15 protein-coding genes and 1 pseudogene are annotated in these 15,831 nt (G+C 71.1%); 7 read left to right on the top strand and 9 right to left on the bottom strand.

Annotation, left to right across the window (positions count from 1 at the left end):
* Positions 1-34: 34 nt before the first annotated feature.
* The 6 genes from ACFY0I_RS11845 to ACFY0I_RS11820 all read right to left on the bottom strand — a co-directional run bounded on the left by ACFY0I_RS11845 (position 35) and on the right by ACFY0I_RS11820 (position 7,213).
* The gene (locus tag ACFY0I_RS11845; RefSeq protein ID WP_388893359.1) at positions 35-1,825 is read right to left on the bottom strand and encodes an ABC transporter ATP-binding protein; all 1,791 of its coding nucleotides are present in this window, start codon (positions 1,823-1,825) and stop codon (positions 35-37) included.
* Positions 1,822-2,886: an iron-siderophore ABC transporter substrate-binding protein gene (locus ACFY0I_RS11840; protein WP_388893357.1), complete on the bottom strand. Its 1,065-nt coding sequence runs from the start codon at positions 2,884-2,886 to the stop codon at positions 1,822-1,824. The genes ACFY0I_RS11845 and ACFY0I_RS11840 overlap by 4 nt, the downstream gene beginning before the upstream one ends.
* A gap of 99 nt (positions 2,887-2,985) precedes the next feature.
* Complete coding sequence (locus ACFY0I_RS11835; RefSeq protein ID WP_388893355.1) at positions 2,986-3,861, bottom strand: ABC transporter ATP-binding protein; 876 nt, start codon at positions 3,859-3,861, stop codon at positions 2,986-2,988.
* A gap of 41 nt (positions 3,862-3,902) precedes the next feature.
* On the bottom strand, positions 3,903-5,054 hold the full coding sequence (locus ACFY0I_RS11830) for a FecCD family ABC transporter permease (protein WP_388893353.1): 1,152 nt from the start codon (positions 5,052-5,054) through the stop codon (positions 3,903-3,905).
* A complete protein-coding gene (locus tag ACFY0I_RS11825; protein WP_388893351.1) occupies positions 5,051-6,109 on the bottom strand; it encodes a FecCD family ABC transporter permease in 1,059 nt (352 codons plus the stop codon). The genes ACFY0I_RS11830 and ACFY0I_RS11825 overlap by 4 nt, the downstream gene beginning before the upstream one ends.
* Before the next feature lie 225 nt (positions 6,110-6,334).
* The gene (locus ACFY0I_RS11820; RefSeq protein WP_388893584.1) at positions 6,335-7,213 is read right to left on the bottom strand and encodes an aminoglycoside phosphotransferase family protein; all 879 of its coding nucleotides are present in this window, start codon (positions 7,211-7,213) and stop codon (positions 6,335-6,337) included.
* A gap of 185 nt (positions 7,214-7,398) precedes the next feature.
* Here ACFY0I_RS11820 and ACFY0I_RS11815 point away from each other — a divergent pair, with 185 nt between their 5' ends.
* Positions 7,399-7,827 (top strand): hypothetical protein, encoded by a 429-nt coding sequence (locus tag ACFY0I_RS11815; RefSeq protein WP_388893349.1) that lies wholly within the window; start codon positions 7,399-7,401, stop codon positions 7,825-7,827.
* A 155-nt stretch (positions 7,828-7,982) separates the two neighbouring features.
* Positions 7,983-8,501: an adenylate kinase gene (locus ACFY0I_RS11810; RefSeq protein ID WP_388893347.1), complete on the top strand. Its 519-nt coding sequence runs from the start codon at positions 7,983-7,985 to the stop codon at positions 8,499-8,501.
* A gap of 82 nt (positions 8,502-8,583) precedes the next feature.
* Here the strand turns inward: ACFY0I_RS11810 and ACFY0I_RS11805 are convergent, their stop codons facing one another.
* The gene (locus tag ACFY0I_RS11805; RefSeq protein ID WP_388893345.1) at positions 8,584-10,014 is read right to left on the bottom strand and encodes a carotenoid oxygenase family protein; all 1,431 of its coding nucleotides are present in this window, start codon (positions 10,012-10,014) and stop codon (positions 8,584-8,586) included.
* 348 nt (positions 10,015-10,362) lie between these two features.
* On the opposite strand from ACFY0I_RS11805, the gene ACFY0I_RS11800 reads away from it, so the two are divergent.
* On the top strand, positions 10,363-10,881 hold the full coding sequence (locus ACFY0I_RS11800; RefSeq protein WP_388893343.1) for a hypothetical protein: 519 nt from the start codon (positions 10,363-10,365) through the stop codon (positions 10,879-10,881).
* A 51-nt stretch (positions 10,882-10,932) separates the two neighbouring features.
* On the opposite strand, the gene ACFY0I_RS11795 is transcribed toward ACFY0I_RS11800, so the two are convergent.
* Together ACFY0I_RS11795 and ACFY0I_RS11790 are read right to left on the bottom strand one after the other, a co-directional pair.
* Positions 10,933-11,313 (bottom strand): ArsR/SmtB family transcription factor, encoded by a 381-nt coding sequence (locus ACFY0I_RS11795; RefSeq protein WP_388893341.1) that lies wholly within the window; start codon positions 11,311-11,313, stop codon positions 10,933-10,935.
* Positions 11,314-11,500: 187 nt separating this feature from the next.
* Positions 11,501-11,875 (bottom strand): hypothetical protein, encoded by a 375-nt coding sequence (locus tag ACFY0I_RS11790; protein WP_388893339.1) that lies wholly within the window; start codon positions 11,873-11,875, stop codon positions 11,501-11,503.
* A gap of 474 nt (positions 11,876-12,349) precedes the next feature.
* Here ACFY0I_RS11790 and ACFY0I_RS11785 point away from each other — a divergent pair, with 474 nt between their 5' ends.
* The 4 genes and pseudogenes from ACFY0I_RS11785 to argG all read left to right on the top strand — a co-directional run bounded on the left by ACFY0I_RS11785 (position 12,350) and on the right by argG (position 15,831).
* Entirely contained in the window at positions 12,350-12,916 is a 567-nt protein-coding gene (locus tag ACFY0I_RS11785) for an NUDIX domain-containing protein (protein ID WP_388893337.1), read from the top strand.
* 10 nt (positions 12,917-12,926) lie between these two features.
* Entirely contained in the window at positions 12,927-13,472 is a 546-nt protein-coding gene (locus ACFY0I_RS11780; RefSeq protein WP_388893335.1) for an AAA family ATPase, read from the top strand.
* 19 nt (positions 13,473-13,491) lie between these two features.
* Positions 13,492-14,198: pseudogene (locus ACFY0I_RS11775) on the top strand (PIG-L deacetylase family protein).
* Positions 14,199-14,385: 187 nt separating this feature from the next.
* Positions 14,386-15,831 carry an argininosuccinate synthase gene (gene argG / locus ACFY0I_RS11770; protein ID WP_388893334.1) on the top strand — a complete coding sequence of 482 codons (1,446 nt, stop codon included), beginning with the start codon at positions 14,386-14,388 and terminating at the stop codon, positions 15,829-15,831.

The raw sequence follows: 15,831 nt of genomic DNA, 5'->3' as shown, positions 1-15,831 counted from the left end.
GTTCACCTCCTGCCCCGTACGGAGCAGGGGTCGCTCAGCTGCCTTCCCGCCACGCCTGCCACAGCCGCGCGTAGCGGCCTTCCAGGGCCACCAGTTCCTCGTGGGTGCCCTGTTCCACGACGCGTCCCGCGTCGAGCACGGCGATGCGGTCCGCCGCCATCGCCTGGGTCAGTCGGTGGGCCACGAACAGGGTGGTCCGGCCCGCGCAGGCGGCCAGTACACCGCGTTCCAGTTCCGCCGCACCCTCGCTGCCCGCCTCGGCGGTCGACTCGTCGAGCACCACCACCGGGGCCCGGCCCAGGACGAGCCGGGCCAGCGCGATCTGCGCGACCTTGGTGACGTCGAGGCGTTCGCCGCCCTCACCGACCGGGGTGTCCGCTCCGGCGGGCAGGGCCCGGACCCACGGATCGGCGCCGACCGTGGTCAGGGCCGCAGCCAGCTCGTCGTCGCCGGCTTCCGGAGCGGCCAGCCGCAGGTCGTCGGCCAGCGATCCGGAGAACACGTGGGTCTCCTGCGTGAGGATGCTCACCAGGGCCCGTGCCCCGGCCTCGTCCACTTCGGCGAGGTCCGTCGATCCGATGCGCACGGATCCGGCCTGCGGGGTCCCGATGCCCGCGATCAGGGCGGCCAACGTCGACTTGCCCGCGCCGGTCGCCCCGACGAGGGCGAGCGAACCACCGGCCGGGATCGTCAGGTCGACGTCCCGCAGGACCGGTTCCTCGGTGTCGGGGTAGCTGAACGTCACGCCCCGGACCGTCACCGGCAACCGCACGTCCGCGTCGGAGCCGGCGGCCAGGGCGCCGACGAGGCGATCGTCCGCGTCCTCGCCCAGTACGCCGACCAACCGGGTCAGGCTCGCGCCCGACTTCTGCGCCTCGTCGAAGGTGAACATGATGGAGCCCAGGGGCGTGAACAGGCGGTGGAACAGCAGCGGGGCGGCCGATACCTCGCCCAGGGTGGCGGCGTCGGCTTCCAGCAGGGCGTACCCCACCACGATGATCAGGACCAGTCCGATGAACTCGGCCCGGTTCTCCCTGCCGACGAAGCGTCCGAAGAGCCGGAACACCTCGACCCCGAGGTTGCGCACCCGCCACGACTCGCTGGTGACCTTGTCGCGGACGGCCCCCTCCAGTCCGTACGCCCGGACCGTGTCGATGCCGTTCAGGCCGCTGATGAGCGCCTGCGCGCGGTCGGCCTGGGCGGCGCGCTGCCGCCGGTAGAGCGGGGCGGACACCGGGAGGTACCAGCGCAGGGCCAGCGCGTACGCGGGCAGCGCGCCGGCGCCGGCCAGCCCGAGCCGCCAGTCCAGGCCGAACATGCCGACCGTGGCGATCACGACCAGCACGCCCGCCGAGAACACCGTGGGCACGGCCGTGCGGATGCCCTTGGACAGCACCGCCACGTCGTCACCGACCCGGGACAGCACGTCGCCCCGGCCGACCTGCTCGATCCGTGCGCTCGGCATCCCCAGCACCGCCCGGACGGCGCCTTCGCGCAGCCGGGCGAGCAGATCGGCGCCGAGGCGTCCTACGAGGTACGTCGAGACGGCGGTGGCCGCCGCACCGAGCACCGCGGCGGCCACCATCGCGACCCCGGTCGTGACCAGGATCGACCGTGGCCCGCCCGCGACCACCGCGTCGACGACCCTGCCGAGCAGCAGCAGGGGCAGCACCTGGAGCGCCGCACCGGCGACCGTGGTGAGCACGGTCGCCGAGGTCAGCCAGGGCACTTCGCGGCAGTGCGCTCCCACCCAGCGGGCGGCTTCGCGTCCGGTCGTCGTGTGCAGGGTCGACGGAGCGGCCGCGCGCGTGTCGGTGGTGCTCACACCTGACCGACCGACTTGACGAGTTCGTCGATGGCGTAGGGCAGGGACAGGAGCGTGCCCTGGGACATGGCCGCGCCGACGGCCGGCCCCTCGCTGTCCGGCAAGTAGGACACCTTGCCGTTCTTGACCGCGGGCAGGTTGGCGAACAGTTCGAACTTCTTCAGCGCTTCCGTGTCCGCCTTGTCGTTGATGACGAAGAGCCGGTCCACGTTGATCAGGTCCATACGTTCCGGTGAGAGCACGGTGAAGAACTTACCGTCCGCGATCTTGTCGATCTCGGTCTGCCCCTTGAAGCCGATCCCCGTGACGAGTCGCCCGCGTACGTCGGTGGTGGTGAACGGGGCCGCCGAGTCCTTGTACCAGGACAGTGCCACGGCGGTCCGGGACGCGAACTCGGGGTGGGCCGCGCGGGCCGCGTCCAGCTTGTCCTGGATGTCCTTCACCAACGCGCCGCCCTCGTCGGCCTTGCCCAGGGCCTTGGAGATGTGGAGGGCGTTGTCCTGCCAGGGCGCGCTGAACGGCTCCTTCTCGGCCTTGGTGCGACCCACCGTCGGGGCGATCTTGGAGAGCTTGTCGTAGCCGGCCCGGTCGATCTCGGAGTAGACCGCGATGATCAGGTCGGGCCGCAGGGCGGCGATCTTCTCGTAGTTCGGGCCGGTGTCGCCGTTGTTCATGACGACCTCGGGACGAGTGTCGCCCCACTTCTCCTTCACCCAGGGCCACTGGGTGTTGATGTCGGGCGCGGTGCCCGGCGGGTTCGGGTACTGGTCGACCATGCCGACCGGCTTGATGCCGAGGGCCAGGACGGCCTGGTCGTCGGTGTAGCCGACGGACACGACCCGTCGGGGCGCCTTGGTGACCTTCGTGGACCCGAACGCGTGCTCCACGGTGACCGGGAAGGTACCGCCGGCGGCGGCCGGGGCGCCGTCGCTCTTCTTGTCCCCCTCGTCCTTGGAATCCGAACCGCACCCGGCGAGGAGGCCGATCCCGAGAGTGGCCGCGGACAGGATCGCCGCCACCCTTCGCCGGGAATTCGTACGCGTCGTTTGCTGGAGAAGCATCCGCAGTCCCTTGCTGTCGCGCTTTCCGTCACGGTCCGTGGTCCGCGTGGCGGACCGTCCCGCTCGAGGGCAGCCAAACCCTAGCGTGCGCAAGTGAGGCTAGCCTAGCCTTACTTGAGCCGTATCTTTGTCCGACGCGTCGGGCCGAACGTGGGCACGACCGATCGGCACGATGAGCGGCCGGTCCCCGACCGGATCGTCGATCACCTTGGCGCGCAGACCGAACGCCTCGTACAGCAAATCGGCGTCGATGACGTCGCCCGGATGCCCTTGCGCCAGGATCGAACCCGCCCTCATCACGATGAGGTTGTCGCTGTAGCGGATGGCCAGGTTGAGGTCGTGCAGCACCATGACCACGGTGCGGCCGGACTCGTGGAGGTCGTCCACGAGGTCGAGCACGTCGATCGCGTGCGCGAGGTCCAGGTAGGTGGTCGGCTCGTCGAGCAGCAGCAGGTCGGTGCCCTGGGCCAGCGTCATCGAGATCCAGACGCGCTGACGCTGTCCACCCGACAGCGCGTCGACGGGACGCTCGGCCAGGTCGGACACGCCGGTCATCGCCAATGCCTGCTCCACGACGTCCGCGTCGTCGGACGACCACTGCCGCAGCCAACTCTGGTGCGGATGGCGGCCCCTGGCGACCAGGTCGGCCACCGTGAGTCCCTCGGGCGCCACCGGCGCCTGCGGCAACAGGCCCAACTTCCTCGCCACGTCCCTGGTCCGGAGCGTGGCGATGTCCTCCCCGTCCAGCACGACCGTCCCGCTGGTCGGTTTGAGCAGCCGTGACAGGGTGCGCAACAGGGTCGACTTCCCGCACCCGTTGGAGCCGATGATCGTGGTGACCACCCGTGGCGGAATCGCCACGTCGAGACCGTCGATGACGGTACGGGCGCCGTACCCGACCGTGACCCCCCTGGCTGCCAGCCGGGCAGCGGCGCCGCCTCCGGAGTCGGTCCCGGTGATCTGCTGAACGGACACGAGTCCCCCCTGAACTGGACGTACTTGGACGTGTGCGCCGGTCAGCGGACGTTGGCCCGCACCAGCAGGTGGACGAGGAAGGGGCCGCCGATCGCGGCGGTCACCACGCCGACCGGCAGGGTGATCGGCAGGGCGGTGCGCGCGATCAGGTCGGCGCCGATCAGCAGTAGGGCTCCGAACAGACCGGACGCCACCAGCGGCGGTGTGGGGCACCTCGCCAACCGCATGGCCACCTGCGGGGCCACCAGCGCGACGAACGGGACCGGACCAGCCGCGCTGACCGCCACGCCGGCCAACAGGACCGCGCACAGGAGCAGGACGGCCCGGACCCTCGTGTACCGGACGCCCAGCCCGGCGGCGACCTCGTCGCCCAGGTGCATCGGCTTGAACTGGAAGGCGACGCACGCCACGACGGCCGTCAGGGCGATCGTGGACCAGAGCGCCATCGTGATGTCGTCCCAGGACCGGTTGTCCAGCGAGCCGATCAACCATGCCTGCGCGCGGGCCACGTCCCGGATGTCGGCGCCGACCAGCAGCCAGGTCGTGATCGCCTCCATCACGGCGCTCACGGAGATGCCGATGAGGATGAGCCTGAACCCGTCGACCCCGCGCCGCCACGCGAGGAAGTACACGAGCAGTCCCGTACCCAGGCCACCCGCGAGGGCGGCCCCGGACAGACCCACGGAGTTGACGACGACGGTGGCGGTCCCGCCCGACACGGTCACCAGGAACACGGCGACCGCGCCGGCTCCCCCGGTGATGCCGAGGATGTCCGGACTGGCCAGCGGGTTGCGCGCGATGGACTGGGTGAGCGCCCCCGACACGCCGAGCGCGACGCCGACGACGCATCCGGCCAGGGCGCGCGGCATCCGCAAGTCCATGATCACGAACTCGTCGACCTGCTCGCCACGGCCGAGGATCGTGGCGATCACCCGGGGCAGGCCGATGGGGAAGTCCCCGACACCGATGGACAGGCAGAACACGAGGAAGGTCGCCGCGGCCAGCAGCAGGGTGACGGCCACGACCCACGGCCGCCACACGAACGACACCCGCCCGAGCCGCACGCCCGGAGCCACCGACGACTTCGCGCTCGACGACGCCACGTCCGACTTCTTCAGGTCCGACGACTCCACACCGGACGAGTTCACGCCCACCGTCCCCATGCCCGCCCCCTTCTCCCCGGTCCCGTTCACGCGCTCCTGAACTTTCCGCGCCACACCAGGAACGCGAAGAACGGGGCGCCCAGGAGGGCCACGACGACACCCGCGTCCAGTTCGCCGGGCCGCACCAGCAGGCGTCCCACGATGTCGCAGAGCAGCAGGATGACGGCGCCGAGCAGCCCGGCGTACGGGACCAGCCAGCGGTGGTCGGGGCCGGTCAGGTACCGGGCGACGTGGGCGACCATGAGGCCGAGGAAGGCGATGGGCCCGCAGGCAGCGGTCGCCGCTCCGGCCAGCAGGGTGATGGCGAGGATGCCGACGGTGCGGATCAGCGTGACGTTCACCCCCAACCCCCGTGCCACGTCCTCACCCAGATTGAGCAGGTTGAGGGCCGGCAGCGTGGTCAGCGCCAGCAGCAGCCCGGCCCCGACGAAGACGGTCACGGGCCGGATCACCTCGAAACCCACCCCGACGACGGAGCCCGCGTTCCAGAAGCGCAGCGCGTTCAGCGACGCCTTGTCCGACAGCGCGACCGCCGTCGTCATCGCCGCGAGGAACACGGTGACGCCCTGACCGGCGAGGGCCAGCGTCAGCGGGTTGCCCGCGCCGCGCCCCACGCTCGCCAGTGCGAACACGACGACGCCGGAGACGGCCGCCCCCAGGAAGGCGAACCACACGTACTGGAACGGGTCGACGAACCCGAACACGGCGATCACCGTCACCACGGCGAACGAGGCTCCGGAGTTCACCCCCAACAGCCCCGTGTCGGCGATCGGGTTGCGCGTGTACCCCTGGATCAGCGCCCCGCCGACCCCGAGGGCGATGCCCGCCACCACGGCGAGCACGGTCCGGGGCACCCGTACCGTCTGCACGATGAGCCCGATCTCGGTGAGCCGGGGATCCGAGCCCGGCGGCCCCCACAGCCCCTGCCACACCTCGGCGGGACTCAACGCCCGCGCCCCGACCGCCAACGACACGACCGCGGCGACCAGGAGGACCAGTACGAGAGCGAACAGACCTGTGACTCTTCGGCTGCGAACGTCAGTTGTCGTCTTGCGTGCCAGGCGCTCCACTGCGGTCGTGCTCATGTCGCTGTACGTCATCCCTTCGATCCACCGGGTGAACCAGGAACAGCGGCCCTCACTTCCGACGGTCACGCGATGGGCCTCCCGCGACGCCGCACGACGTGCGACTGGCGCTCGAATTGGGGAGATCGGGGGCACATCGAAGGGAAGCCGCGTGTAGGACTTAGGCAAGGCTAAGCTGATCTTTTGCGGCTGTCGAGAGACAAAACGGACGGTCGGGAGCCGTGCTCAGCTCCCGAGGACCTCACGGATGACGTGCCGGGCGTTGGCCGAGATGATCGGATTGGTCGTCCGGTAGTACGGCAGCTGGATGACCGCCATGGACAGCGCCCAGCCCCGGCTACGGGCCCACGTCGCGTCGTCCACGTCCACCGCCTCGCGGTAGGCGCGCCGCGCCGGGGCGGGCAGCAGGTTCCAGGCCGGGATGAGGTCGGTCGCGGGTTCGCCCATGCCCACGGTGCCGAAGTCGATGACTGCCGAGACCCGGTCGCCCGCGAGGAGCAGGTTGCTCGGCATGAGGTCGGAGTGTGTCCAGCAGGCCGGGCCCGTCCAGGCCGGTGCGGCGAGTGCGTCCTCCCAGGCCTCGGTGATCTCGTCGGCGTCGAAGGGTTCGTCGGTGTGGCGCAGGGCCTCGATCGCGGCCCGCGTCTCCCGGTCCTCGGTGATCAGCGGCGCGCCCCGGTGTGCGGGCGGACCGTCGGGGAGGCCGACCTCGCGGAAGGCGACGGTGAACTCCGCGAGGTCACGGGCCACGCGGCCGGGTTCCGCCAGATCGCCCTCGACCGGGTTGTGACCGTCGATCCACCGGTACACCGCCCAGGGCAGCGGATACCCCTCCCCCGGGACGCCGGTCACCACCACCTCCGGGATCGGCAGCGGCAGCAACGGCGCCAGCCGGGGCAGCAGTCGTGCCTCCATGGCGATCGCCTCCGCGCCGCCGGGGCGCAGCGGCAGCCGGACGGTCAGGTCGTCGCCGAGCCGGTAGATGGCGTTGACGGTGCCTCCGGAGGCGAGACGGGAGACGGGGAGGTCCGCCCACCGCGGGAACTGGGCGCGCACCAGCCGCCGGACCAGCTCCGCGTCGGTGTCCGCCTCGTCGGCGTGCATCCTGCCCATGTGCCCCCGCCTGCCCGTTCTCCCGGTTCCTGCCGGGATCGTCGCACGGGCCAGGCGGGCCCGAAACCGATTTTCCCCGTACCCGGAACGGCCCCACGCCCATGCCGACCGACTGAATCCGCGCGAGACGTCCGGGCCCGCGCGTCGGCGGCGGATCCTGCGCATAGGGTGTCGACATGTCGCTGAGCCACATGATCCTCACGTCCGGTCGTTCCGTCGAGCTCACCGAGCTGCGGATGTCCTCGACCTATGCGGGGTTGCTCGAGGGCTACCCGTGCAAGGTCATCAACGACATGAAGGTGCGCGGCCTCCAGCAGCGGGCCGAGCGCGAGTTCTCGGGGCCGGTCCATCTCGTTCCACCCGCACGCGAGTATCCGGATCAAAGCGGCGGCGCCTTCGGCCCTGTTGAGGTGCTGCCCTCCGTGGCATGCGTCGGTCTCTTCCGTTCGACGCCGGTCGATCCTGAGCTCAACCCGGTGCTGCACCAGTCCGTTCTGGTCGTGGCCTGGTTCCAGCCCGTGCCGGACGTCCCGACGGGCGAAGCCGCCGACCTTGCGCTGCGCGGCGTCCGTTGGGCGGAACTGGCCCGGGACCACGAGCTCTAGGTGTGCTGCCCGGTGAGGTCGGGGACCCGGGCCTGCGCGTACGGTGCAACGGCTGCGGCCCGTCCGGTCCGGGCCTCTTCGGATCGCCCCCCGGCCCGCTCATACGGAACTGCCTCGCACTCGGGTGGGGCGGGGGCCCGGATAGTGTGCGGCGCATGGGTATGGAACGTGTGATCATCGCCGGGATCTCCGGATCGGGCAAGACCACGATGGCGACGGCGCTGGCCGCCCGCCTCGGGTTGCCGCGCACCGAGTTGGACGCCCTGTACCACGGTCCGAAGTGGGTGAAGCGTCCCGAGTTCGAGGACGACGTGGCCCGGTTCACCGCGGAGCCCCGCTGGGTGTGCGAGGAGCAGTACTTCTCCACGCTCGGCGGCCTGTTGTGGGGCCGCGCGGACACCCTGGTCTGGCTCGACCTGCCCCGACGCACGGTGATGTGGCGGGTCGTACGCCGATCGGTCCTGCGGGTGGTCACCCGACGGCAGTTGTGGAACGGCAACCGCGAGACGCTCCGGGAGTTCCTGTGCGATCCCGAACATCCGATGCGCTGGGCCTGGACCCACCACGCGGTGAGGCGCGAAGCCATCGGTGAACGACTCGCCGCCCATCCCGGCCTCGTCGCCGTCCGGTTGCGCAACCCGCGCGAAGTACGGCGCTGGCTTCGCGACCTCTAGGTCCTGTCAGGGGCATTGACGGGAGCGCCCGCCCCTGCCGCGTCGGCATGCCCGCGCGGAGGCCGTCGGGCGCGGGGCGTGGTCACGTCGTCGGGAGCCAGCAGCCGTGCAGGCCGAGCGGGACGCGTACGGGAATGCGGGCGCGGGCCACCGGGCCGCCGGTGGGGTCCTCGGCGGGGATGACCAGGAACCAGCTCGACCCGTCAGTGCGGTCGGTGGCGAAGGTCAGCCAGTATCCGCTTCCGTCGCCGTCATGGCCGGGCTCGGGGGCGAACACCGGCTCGCCGACCGACAGGTTCCCGGCCGACCAGACCCGAGAGGTGCCGGTCCCGGTGTCGTACCAGCGCACGGCGTCGTACTCGCCGGTCAGCAGGTCGGTCCGACCGGTACCGGTGGCCAGCGCGACGTGCCGGTGGCGGCGTCCGATCCTGCGGTCGTCGATCCGGGGGAACTCCACCCGGGTGTCGTCCAGCATGGTGCGCGCCATGCTGCCCGCCACCGGATCGATGCGCGCCCGTACGAGGCCGCCGCTCACCGGGTCCGCCCCGCCCTCGGGGGCCCCGCCGACGGTCAGCCGGCTCCACTGCACGTAGTCGAGGATCACCGCGGCGTCCGGGTCGGGGCCGTCGTCGTAGGCGTTCACGGTGTGCCAGAGCCAGAAGGCCTCGTCGGAGGCCCAGCGCGGCGGCGTTCCGTCGCGCGGGATCAGTGCCACGCGGGTGCCCCGCTCGGGCCGCCAGGCCAGGAGGGAGCCGCCGGACATGGCGGCGCCCGGATCGAAGAACGCGGGGGCGAGGACGAGGACGACGTAGCGGGCGGTGAGGGCCATGTCGTGGATCATCATGGGTTCGTCCACGCCGTCGATCGGGGTCGGACCGCGAGCGACCGTGCCGTCACGTTCGATGACGGACCAGGTCAGGTACGGCGGTTCCAGGCCGTAGCAGAAGACGACCATCTCGCCCGTGACCGGGTCGACCTTGGGGTGGGCCGTGATGCCGGCGGGCAGGGCCCCGACGAAGTCCTCCTTGCCCAGGGTCTCCAGGTCCGTTCCCACCCGGTAGGGGCAGGCCGACTCGGCGAGCGCCAGCAGGCGTCCGCCGTGCCGGACGACGTTGATGTCGGGGAGGTCCCGGAACGTTCCCGCGAGTTCCGGGCCGACCTGATCGGCGTCCGGCATGATCATGGATTCGAGTCCGCCCCACAGGGCGCGGCCGGCCCGCTCCTCGGCGAGCAGCGCCGGGGTGCGCACGAAACGGTTCCGGTAGCGGGCGCGGCCTGCGGAGAGCCACACACCGTGCAGCATGCCGTCCCCGTCGATGGGATAGAGGTAGGAGCCGATCGGCGTGAACCGCGGATTGGGCCCGTTGCGCAGGTAGAGGCCGTCCAGCGCGGCCGGCAGTTCCCCGGTGACCTCCAGGTCGGCGAACTCGACCTCCTCGGTCACCGGCGCGAACGAACCCTGCAGGTGGGGCACCCGGGTGGGATCGAACCGGGGTGGTGTGTGCGTGTTCACGGGACCTCCCGACGTGCGCCCGTGGCCGGAGGGCCCCCTGCCCACGGTGGGCCCTCCGCGGGCACGCTTGTGCGGCACTTCCCAGTGAAACGCGGCCCCGGCACCGCCGCCAGGCGACCGGGTGCCGGATCGACCGGCCCCGGCGGTGAGGCGGGTTCGCGGGGTCCGGGCAACGTGTCACATCATGCGACAAGTACGGTGAGCCGTTCGGGCGTCATGTCCGTTGCCACGTGGCCGCGGAGGGCCGTGCGCCCGCGCATGCCGCAGTCCGGCCGGCAGGTCCGCCCGCTCCTGCCGCAACAACCGAAACGACCGAGACGACCGAGACGACTCATGACTGTGAACGACATGGACCGAGCACCCATCGGCGACACGCGCTTCGGCGCCGTCACCGTCCGCCAGGACGGTCAGGAGCGGATCGAAGTCGCAGGCGACGGGATCCCCGGCGCGGTCCTGGAGCGTTCCCTGGCGGAGCGTTCTCCCGCACCGGAGGTCGACCCCCAGATCGCGATCGGCACGCGCGACCCGGCCCTCCTCACCCTGAGCGTCGACGGCCGGAAGGCCGAGCTGAGGCCGGCGAAGGGCGGGCTGAGCAGGCGCTCGTACCGGGTGGACGTGACGTACGACGGGGCCGTCTACCGGCTGGTCCCGGACTCCGTGCCCAGTAGCAGGCTGACCCGCGACGGCACGCACATCGGCGACTTCTCCTGCGACGGTGACGAGATGGTCATCGCGGAGTGGCAGGAGGGCGCCGAGGTCAGGCCGGTCGACGCCTCGATCGGCTACGTGCTGGCCTCGGCTTTCGGTACCGGCGGTCAGCCCATGTGGATGATGATCGTCGACGGTGTGACCGACGCCCTCCCGTAACCGAGGTTCCGGGCGGGAACGCCGCGGGGCCGGGGGGAGGGCGGCAGCGGATCACTGCGCGTGGACGCCCGGGGTGCGCACCGGCCCCGCCGGGGCGGCGGTCGGCTCCACCTGACGGAGTTCCTCCAGCAGTTCGTTCCGACCGGCCAGGAGTTCGGTCAGGATGCGGCGGGCCGCGCGCAACAGATCGGCGACGTCCCCGCCCGCCAGCGCGTAACTGACCGTGGCGCCGTCCCGTATGGAGACGACGATGCCGGACCGCCGCAGCACGGCCAACTGCTGCGAGAGGTTGGACGGTTCGATGTCGATCTCCGCGAGGAGCTCCCGTACGGGGACGGGTCCGTTCTGGAGCAGTTCCAGCACACGGATGCGGACGGGGTGGCCCAGCATTCGGAAGAACTCGGCCTTCGCCTGATACAGGGGTACCTGCATTCCCACGCATGCTCCCGCCGTGTGCGTGGAACGGTTCTTGCCGTTCCGGGGGTTCGGGGTCGGACAGCTGTCGGAACCCATCTTCCCGTTCCGTGGGCCCACGCATGTCTGAGGTTGACCGGTTTCAGATGTGTCGAGTTGAAGAATCCTGCAACTCGTGGGCATGCGTGGGCCCGAGAAGACCGGGCTACAGCTCCAGCGCGGACTCGATGCGCTTCAACTGGTGCCGGGCCATGGCCAGGTTGGAATTGCCCTTGTCGAGCACGACGTACAGGAAGAGACCGTCCGTACCCCGCCCCCTGAGCAGCCGGATCAGGTGGTACTGGCTGCCGAGCGTGATCAGCAGGTCCTCGATCTCGTCGCGGAGACCGAGCATCTCCAGGGTGCGGACCTTCGCCCGGATCACATCGGTGTTGCCGGCGGCGGCGACCACCAGGTCAAGGTCCTTGCCGCCGCCGAGAGTTCCGAGCGCCATGCCGCTGGTGTAGTCCACCAGGGCTGCCCCCAGAGCCCCTTCGATCGAGGTCATCGTCTCCTTCAAGGACACTTCCACGTTCGCCATCGGTCCAGCTCCCTCACGTGCGGTTCACCACCGGGGCCCGACACCCGCGTGCGCGAAGATCGGACCGATTTCGAAAGTCACGCTACTGAGCACGCTCGACGGCGTGCGGAGAATGACGAACATGGCGCAAACCGCCCCCCTCTCGGATCGACGTGCCCGAGTCCCCGTCGGACGGGGTCCGGAGCAGGCACCGAGCCCTGCAAGTCCCCGATCGAGTGCTTCGCGCGACCCGTCCACTCGAACGTGCGAGTTCGGGATCCGTCTCTCCCGAAGGGACCGACCGGCACCGCGCTCCCGCAATTCCGTTCGAAATCCTCATGCTCGGGGGCCCGTTACCGTGCTCCGTGGTGAGGGGTTGTTCGAGTACCGCTCGGTTTCGCGTTCCCCAGGAGGACCCATGCAGACAGCGTTCAGCCGGGCGGTCCCCGGCGACCCCCCGGCCTCCCTGCACCAAGCGGGCCCCGGGGCCGGGCGGTGAGCGGCCGCGAGCGCTACGCGTTGACCGTCGACGTACACCTGATCCTGGCCCGCGACGGGGCGACCGGTCCGGAAGTCCTGCTGTCCCGGCGGGCCGGCCCGGTGTACGCCACCGGGTTGTGGCACCTGCCGTCGGGGCATCTGGACGGGCCGCACGAGGACGTGGTCGAGGGCGTGATCCGCGAGGCCGCCGAGGAAACCGGCGTCGCCATCGACCGGCCGGACGTGGCCCTCGCCGCCACGGTCCACCACCGGAGCCCCCACGGCCGCGCCCGGATCGGCTTCTTCTTCGAGGTCCGGTGCTTCACCGGCGAACCGGGCATCATGGAGCCCGCCCTCTGCGACGCGATGGGCTGGTACCCCCTCGACGCGCTGCCCGCGCCGATGGTGGCGTACTGCCGCGCCGGGCTCGACGCCTACCGCGCCGGCCACCCGGGCGCCACCCACTTCCAGCAACCCGGCGACCCGGTCCCCCACGACGCCGACCTGCCCGTACGCACCCGGCTCCTGACGGCCCCCTCCCCCGCGGGCGCCGCTCAACGCCCGACGCTCGGTGGCCGGTAGCGTGGCCCGGATGGGGGTGGGGCATGGGGGGACCCGGCTCGTGGTCGTTCGTGGGAACTCGGCGTCGGGCAAATCCTCGGTGGCTGCCGGGATCCGCGAACGGTTCGGCCGCGGCGTGGCCCTCGTCGGCCAGGACAACCTGCGGCGGATCGTGCTGCGGGAGAGCGACCTGCCCGGCGCCGCCAACATCGGACTGATCGACACGGTCGCCCGCTACGCGCTGGACGCGGGCTACCACGTGGTGGTCGAGGGCATCCTGTACGCCGACCGGTACGGCGACATGTTGGCCGCCCTGATCCGCGACCACCGTGGCGTCTCGCACTGCTACTACCTCGACATCCCGATCGAGGACACGCTGACCCGACACGCCACGAAGGCCGACCTCGCCTATCGGACCCGGGTCACCGAGCGAGAGCTGCGCACCTGGTACCGCGAGCGCGACCTCCTCCCCGGCCGCCTCGAAACCGTCATCGGAGCGGACAGCGCCCTCCCCGACACCATCGACCGGATCATGAACGACACCGGCCTCGCCGGCCTGCCCGCGCACGACAACTGACCCGAAGGACCGATCCGCCATGTCCTGTCCCGATGTCCTCGCGGTGTACGCCCATCCCGACGACGAGTCCCTGTCCGCCGGCGGCATCCTCGCCCGGCACGCCGCAGCGGGCGCGCGTACTGCCGTCGTGACGGCCACCTGGGCCTCCGACAGCCTCCGGGCCGGTGAACTCGCCGACGCGTTGCACATCCTCGGGGCCGGGGAGCCCCGCATGCTCGGCTACGCCGACCACCGCGTCCCGTCGTCGGCCCCGGGGCGACCGCGCTGGTGCGACGCACCGCTCGACGAAGCCGTCGGGCGGGTCGTCGCCCACGTACGCGCCTTCCGGCCGGGCATCGTGGTCACCCACGACGCCCACGGCTCCTCCGGCCACCCGGACCATGTCCACACCCACCGCGTGACCCTGCTCGCGGTGCACGCCGCAGGACTCGAAGGGTTCCTGCCCGAGGCCGGTCCCCCGTGGCGGCCGAGCGCCCTGTACCTCTCCTCTCCTCCCATCCGCACTCGGCCTCGGGAGAGCTGGCCGGCCTGCTCGCCCGGGTCGGAAAGCGCGTGCACACCGTGCCGGACGAGTCGGTCGACACGGCCGTCGACGTACGCCCCTGGGTCGAGCGGAAGTGGGCCGCCATCCGGGCCCACCGCTCCGAGGCGGCCCGGGCGCGCTCGCTGCCCGGGCTCCTTTCCGGAGTGCCGGAGGCGACCCGTGGACGGATCCTCGGTACGTAGTGGTTCGTCCGGTACGACCTCACCGCCGGCGCGGGCGGCCTGACGGATCTGACCGCCTGAGCGTGCGGTTCCGTTACCCGGGATCGGATCGGGTCAAGGCCCGTCGGTCAGGCCCGGATCCCGTCCGGTTCGGATCCGTCCGAGATTCGGTTTTGCATGACCATGCATTATTGCGCATACTCTTCCCATGTCTAAGGTTCTCACCTCCCTTCCCGCCGGCGAGCGCGTCGGCATCGCCTTCTCCGGCGGCCTCGACACCTCCGTCGCGGTCGCTTGGATGCGCGACAAGGGCGCCATCCCGTGCACCTACACCGCCGACATCGGCCAGTACGACGAGCCCGACATCGCCTCGGTGCCCGGCCGCGCGAAGACCTACGGCGCCGAGGTCGCGCGCCTGGTCGACTGCCGGGCGGCGCTCGTGGAAGAAGGCCTGGCCGCGCTGACGTGCGGGGCGTTCCACATCCGCTCGGGCGGGCGCGCCTACTTCAACACCACGCCGCTCGGCCGCGCCGTCACGGGGACCCTCCTCGTCCGGGCGATGCTCGAGGACGACGTCCAGATCTGGGGCGACGGCTCGACCTTCAAGGGCAACGACATCGAGCGGTTCTACCGCTACGGCCTGCTCGCCAACCCGCACCTGCGCATCTACAAGCCGTGGCTCGACGCCGACTTCGTCACCGAGCTCGGCGGCCGCAAGGAGATGTCGGAGTGGCTGCTGGCCCACGACCTCCCCTACCGCGACAGCGCGGAGAAGGCGTACTCCACCGACGCCAACATCTGGGGCGCCACCCACGAGGCCAAGACCCTCGAACACCTGGACACCGGCGTGGAGACCGTCCAGCCGATCATGGGCGTCCGGTTCTGGGACCCCTCGGTCGAGATCGCCACCGAGGACGTGACCATCGGCTTCAACCAGGGCCGCCCGGTGTCGATCAACGGCAAGGCCTTCGGCTCGCCCGTCGACCTGGTGATGGAAGCGAACGCCATCGGCGGCCGGCACGGCATGGGCATGTCGGACCAGATCGAGAACCGGATCATCGAGGCCAAGAGCCGGGGCATCTACGAAGCCCCGGGCATGGCCCTGCTGCACACGGCGTACGAGCGTCTGGTCAACGCGATCCACAACGAGGACACCCTCGCCCAGTACTACAACGAGGGCCGGCGCCTCGGTCGCCTGATGTACGAGGGCCGCTGGCTGGACCCGCAGGCGCTGATGGTCCGCGAGTCGCTTCAGCGCTGGGTCGGCGCCGCCGTCACCGGCGAGGTCACGCTGCGGCTGCGGCGCGGTGAGGACTACTCGCTCCTGGACACCACGGGCCCGGCGTTCAGCTACCACCCGGACAAGCTGTCCATGGAGCGCACCGAGGACTCGGCGTTCGGCCCGGTGGACCGGATCGGCCAGCTCACCATGCGCAACCTCGACATCGCCGACTCGCGCGCCAAGCTGGAGCAGTACGCGGTCCTCGGCCTGATCGGCAGCGACAACCCCGCGATCGGCGCCGCCCAGGCGGCCGCGACCGGGCTCATCGGCAGCCTGCAGGAAGGCGGCGCCGAGGCGATCGCCTCGCGCGGCGAGGTCTCGGCCGACGAGGAAGTGCTGGACCGCGCCGCGATGGAATCCGGCACGGACTAG

Origin of the sequence: Streptomyces sp. NPDC001568, from assembly GCF_042893755.1 — a bacterium.
GTDB lineage: Bacteria > Actinomycetota > Actinomycetes > Streptomycetales > Streptomycetaceae > Streptomyces.
This window is presented reverse-complemented; position numbering and strand designations above follow the sequence as displayed.

What these genes read in the sequence shown, in the direction of transcription:
- ACFY0I_RS11840 (WP_388893357.1), bottom strand. Translation starts at nt 2,886, where the DNA reads ATGCTTCTCCAGCAAACGACGCGTACGAATTCCCGGCGAAGGGTGGCG.
- ACFY0I_RS11790 (WP_388893339.1), bottom strand. Translation starts at nt 11,875, where the DNA reads ATGGCGAACGTGGAAGTGTCCTTGAAGGAGACGATGACCTCGATCGAA.
- ACFY0I_RS11820 (WP_388893584.1), bottom strand. Translation starts at nt 7,213, where the DNA reads ATGCACGCCGACGAGGCGGACACCGACGCGGAGCTGGTCCGGCGGCTG.
- ACFY0I_RS11780 (WP_388893335.1), top strand. Translation starts at nt 12,927, where the DNA reads ATGGGGGTGGGGCATGGGGGGACCCGGCTCGTGGTCGTTCGTGGGAAC.
- argG (WP_388893334.1), top strand. Translation starts at nt 14,386, where the DNA reads ATGTCTAAGGTTCTCACCTCCCTTCCCGCCGGCGAGCGCGTCGGCATC.
- ACFY0I_RS11800 (WP_388893343.1), top strand. Translation starts at nt 10,363, where the DNA reads ATGGACCGAGCACCCATCGGCGACACGCGCTTCGGCGCCGTCACCGTC.
- ACFY0I_RS11795 (WP_388893341.1), bottom strand. Translation starts at nt 11,313, where the DNA reads ATGCAGGTACCCCTGTATCAGGCGAAGGCCGAGTTCTTCCGAATGCTG.
- ACFY0I_RS11815 (WP_388893349.1), top strand. Translation starts at nt 7,399, where the DNA reads ATGTCGCTGAGCCACATGATCCTCACGTCCGGTCGTTCCGTCGAGCTC.
- ACFY0I_RS11810 (WP_388893347.1), top strand. Translation starts at nt 7,983, where the DNA reads ATGGGTATGGAACGTGTGATCATCGCCGGGATCTCCGGATCGGGCAAG.
- ACFY0I_RS11825 (WP_388893351.1), bottom strand. Translation starts at nt 6,109, where the DNA reads ATGAGCACGACCGCAGTGGAGCGCCTGGCACGCAAGACGACAACTGAC.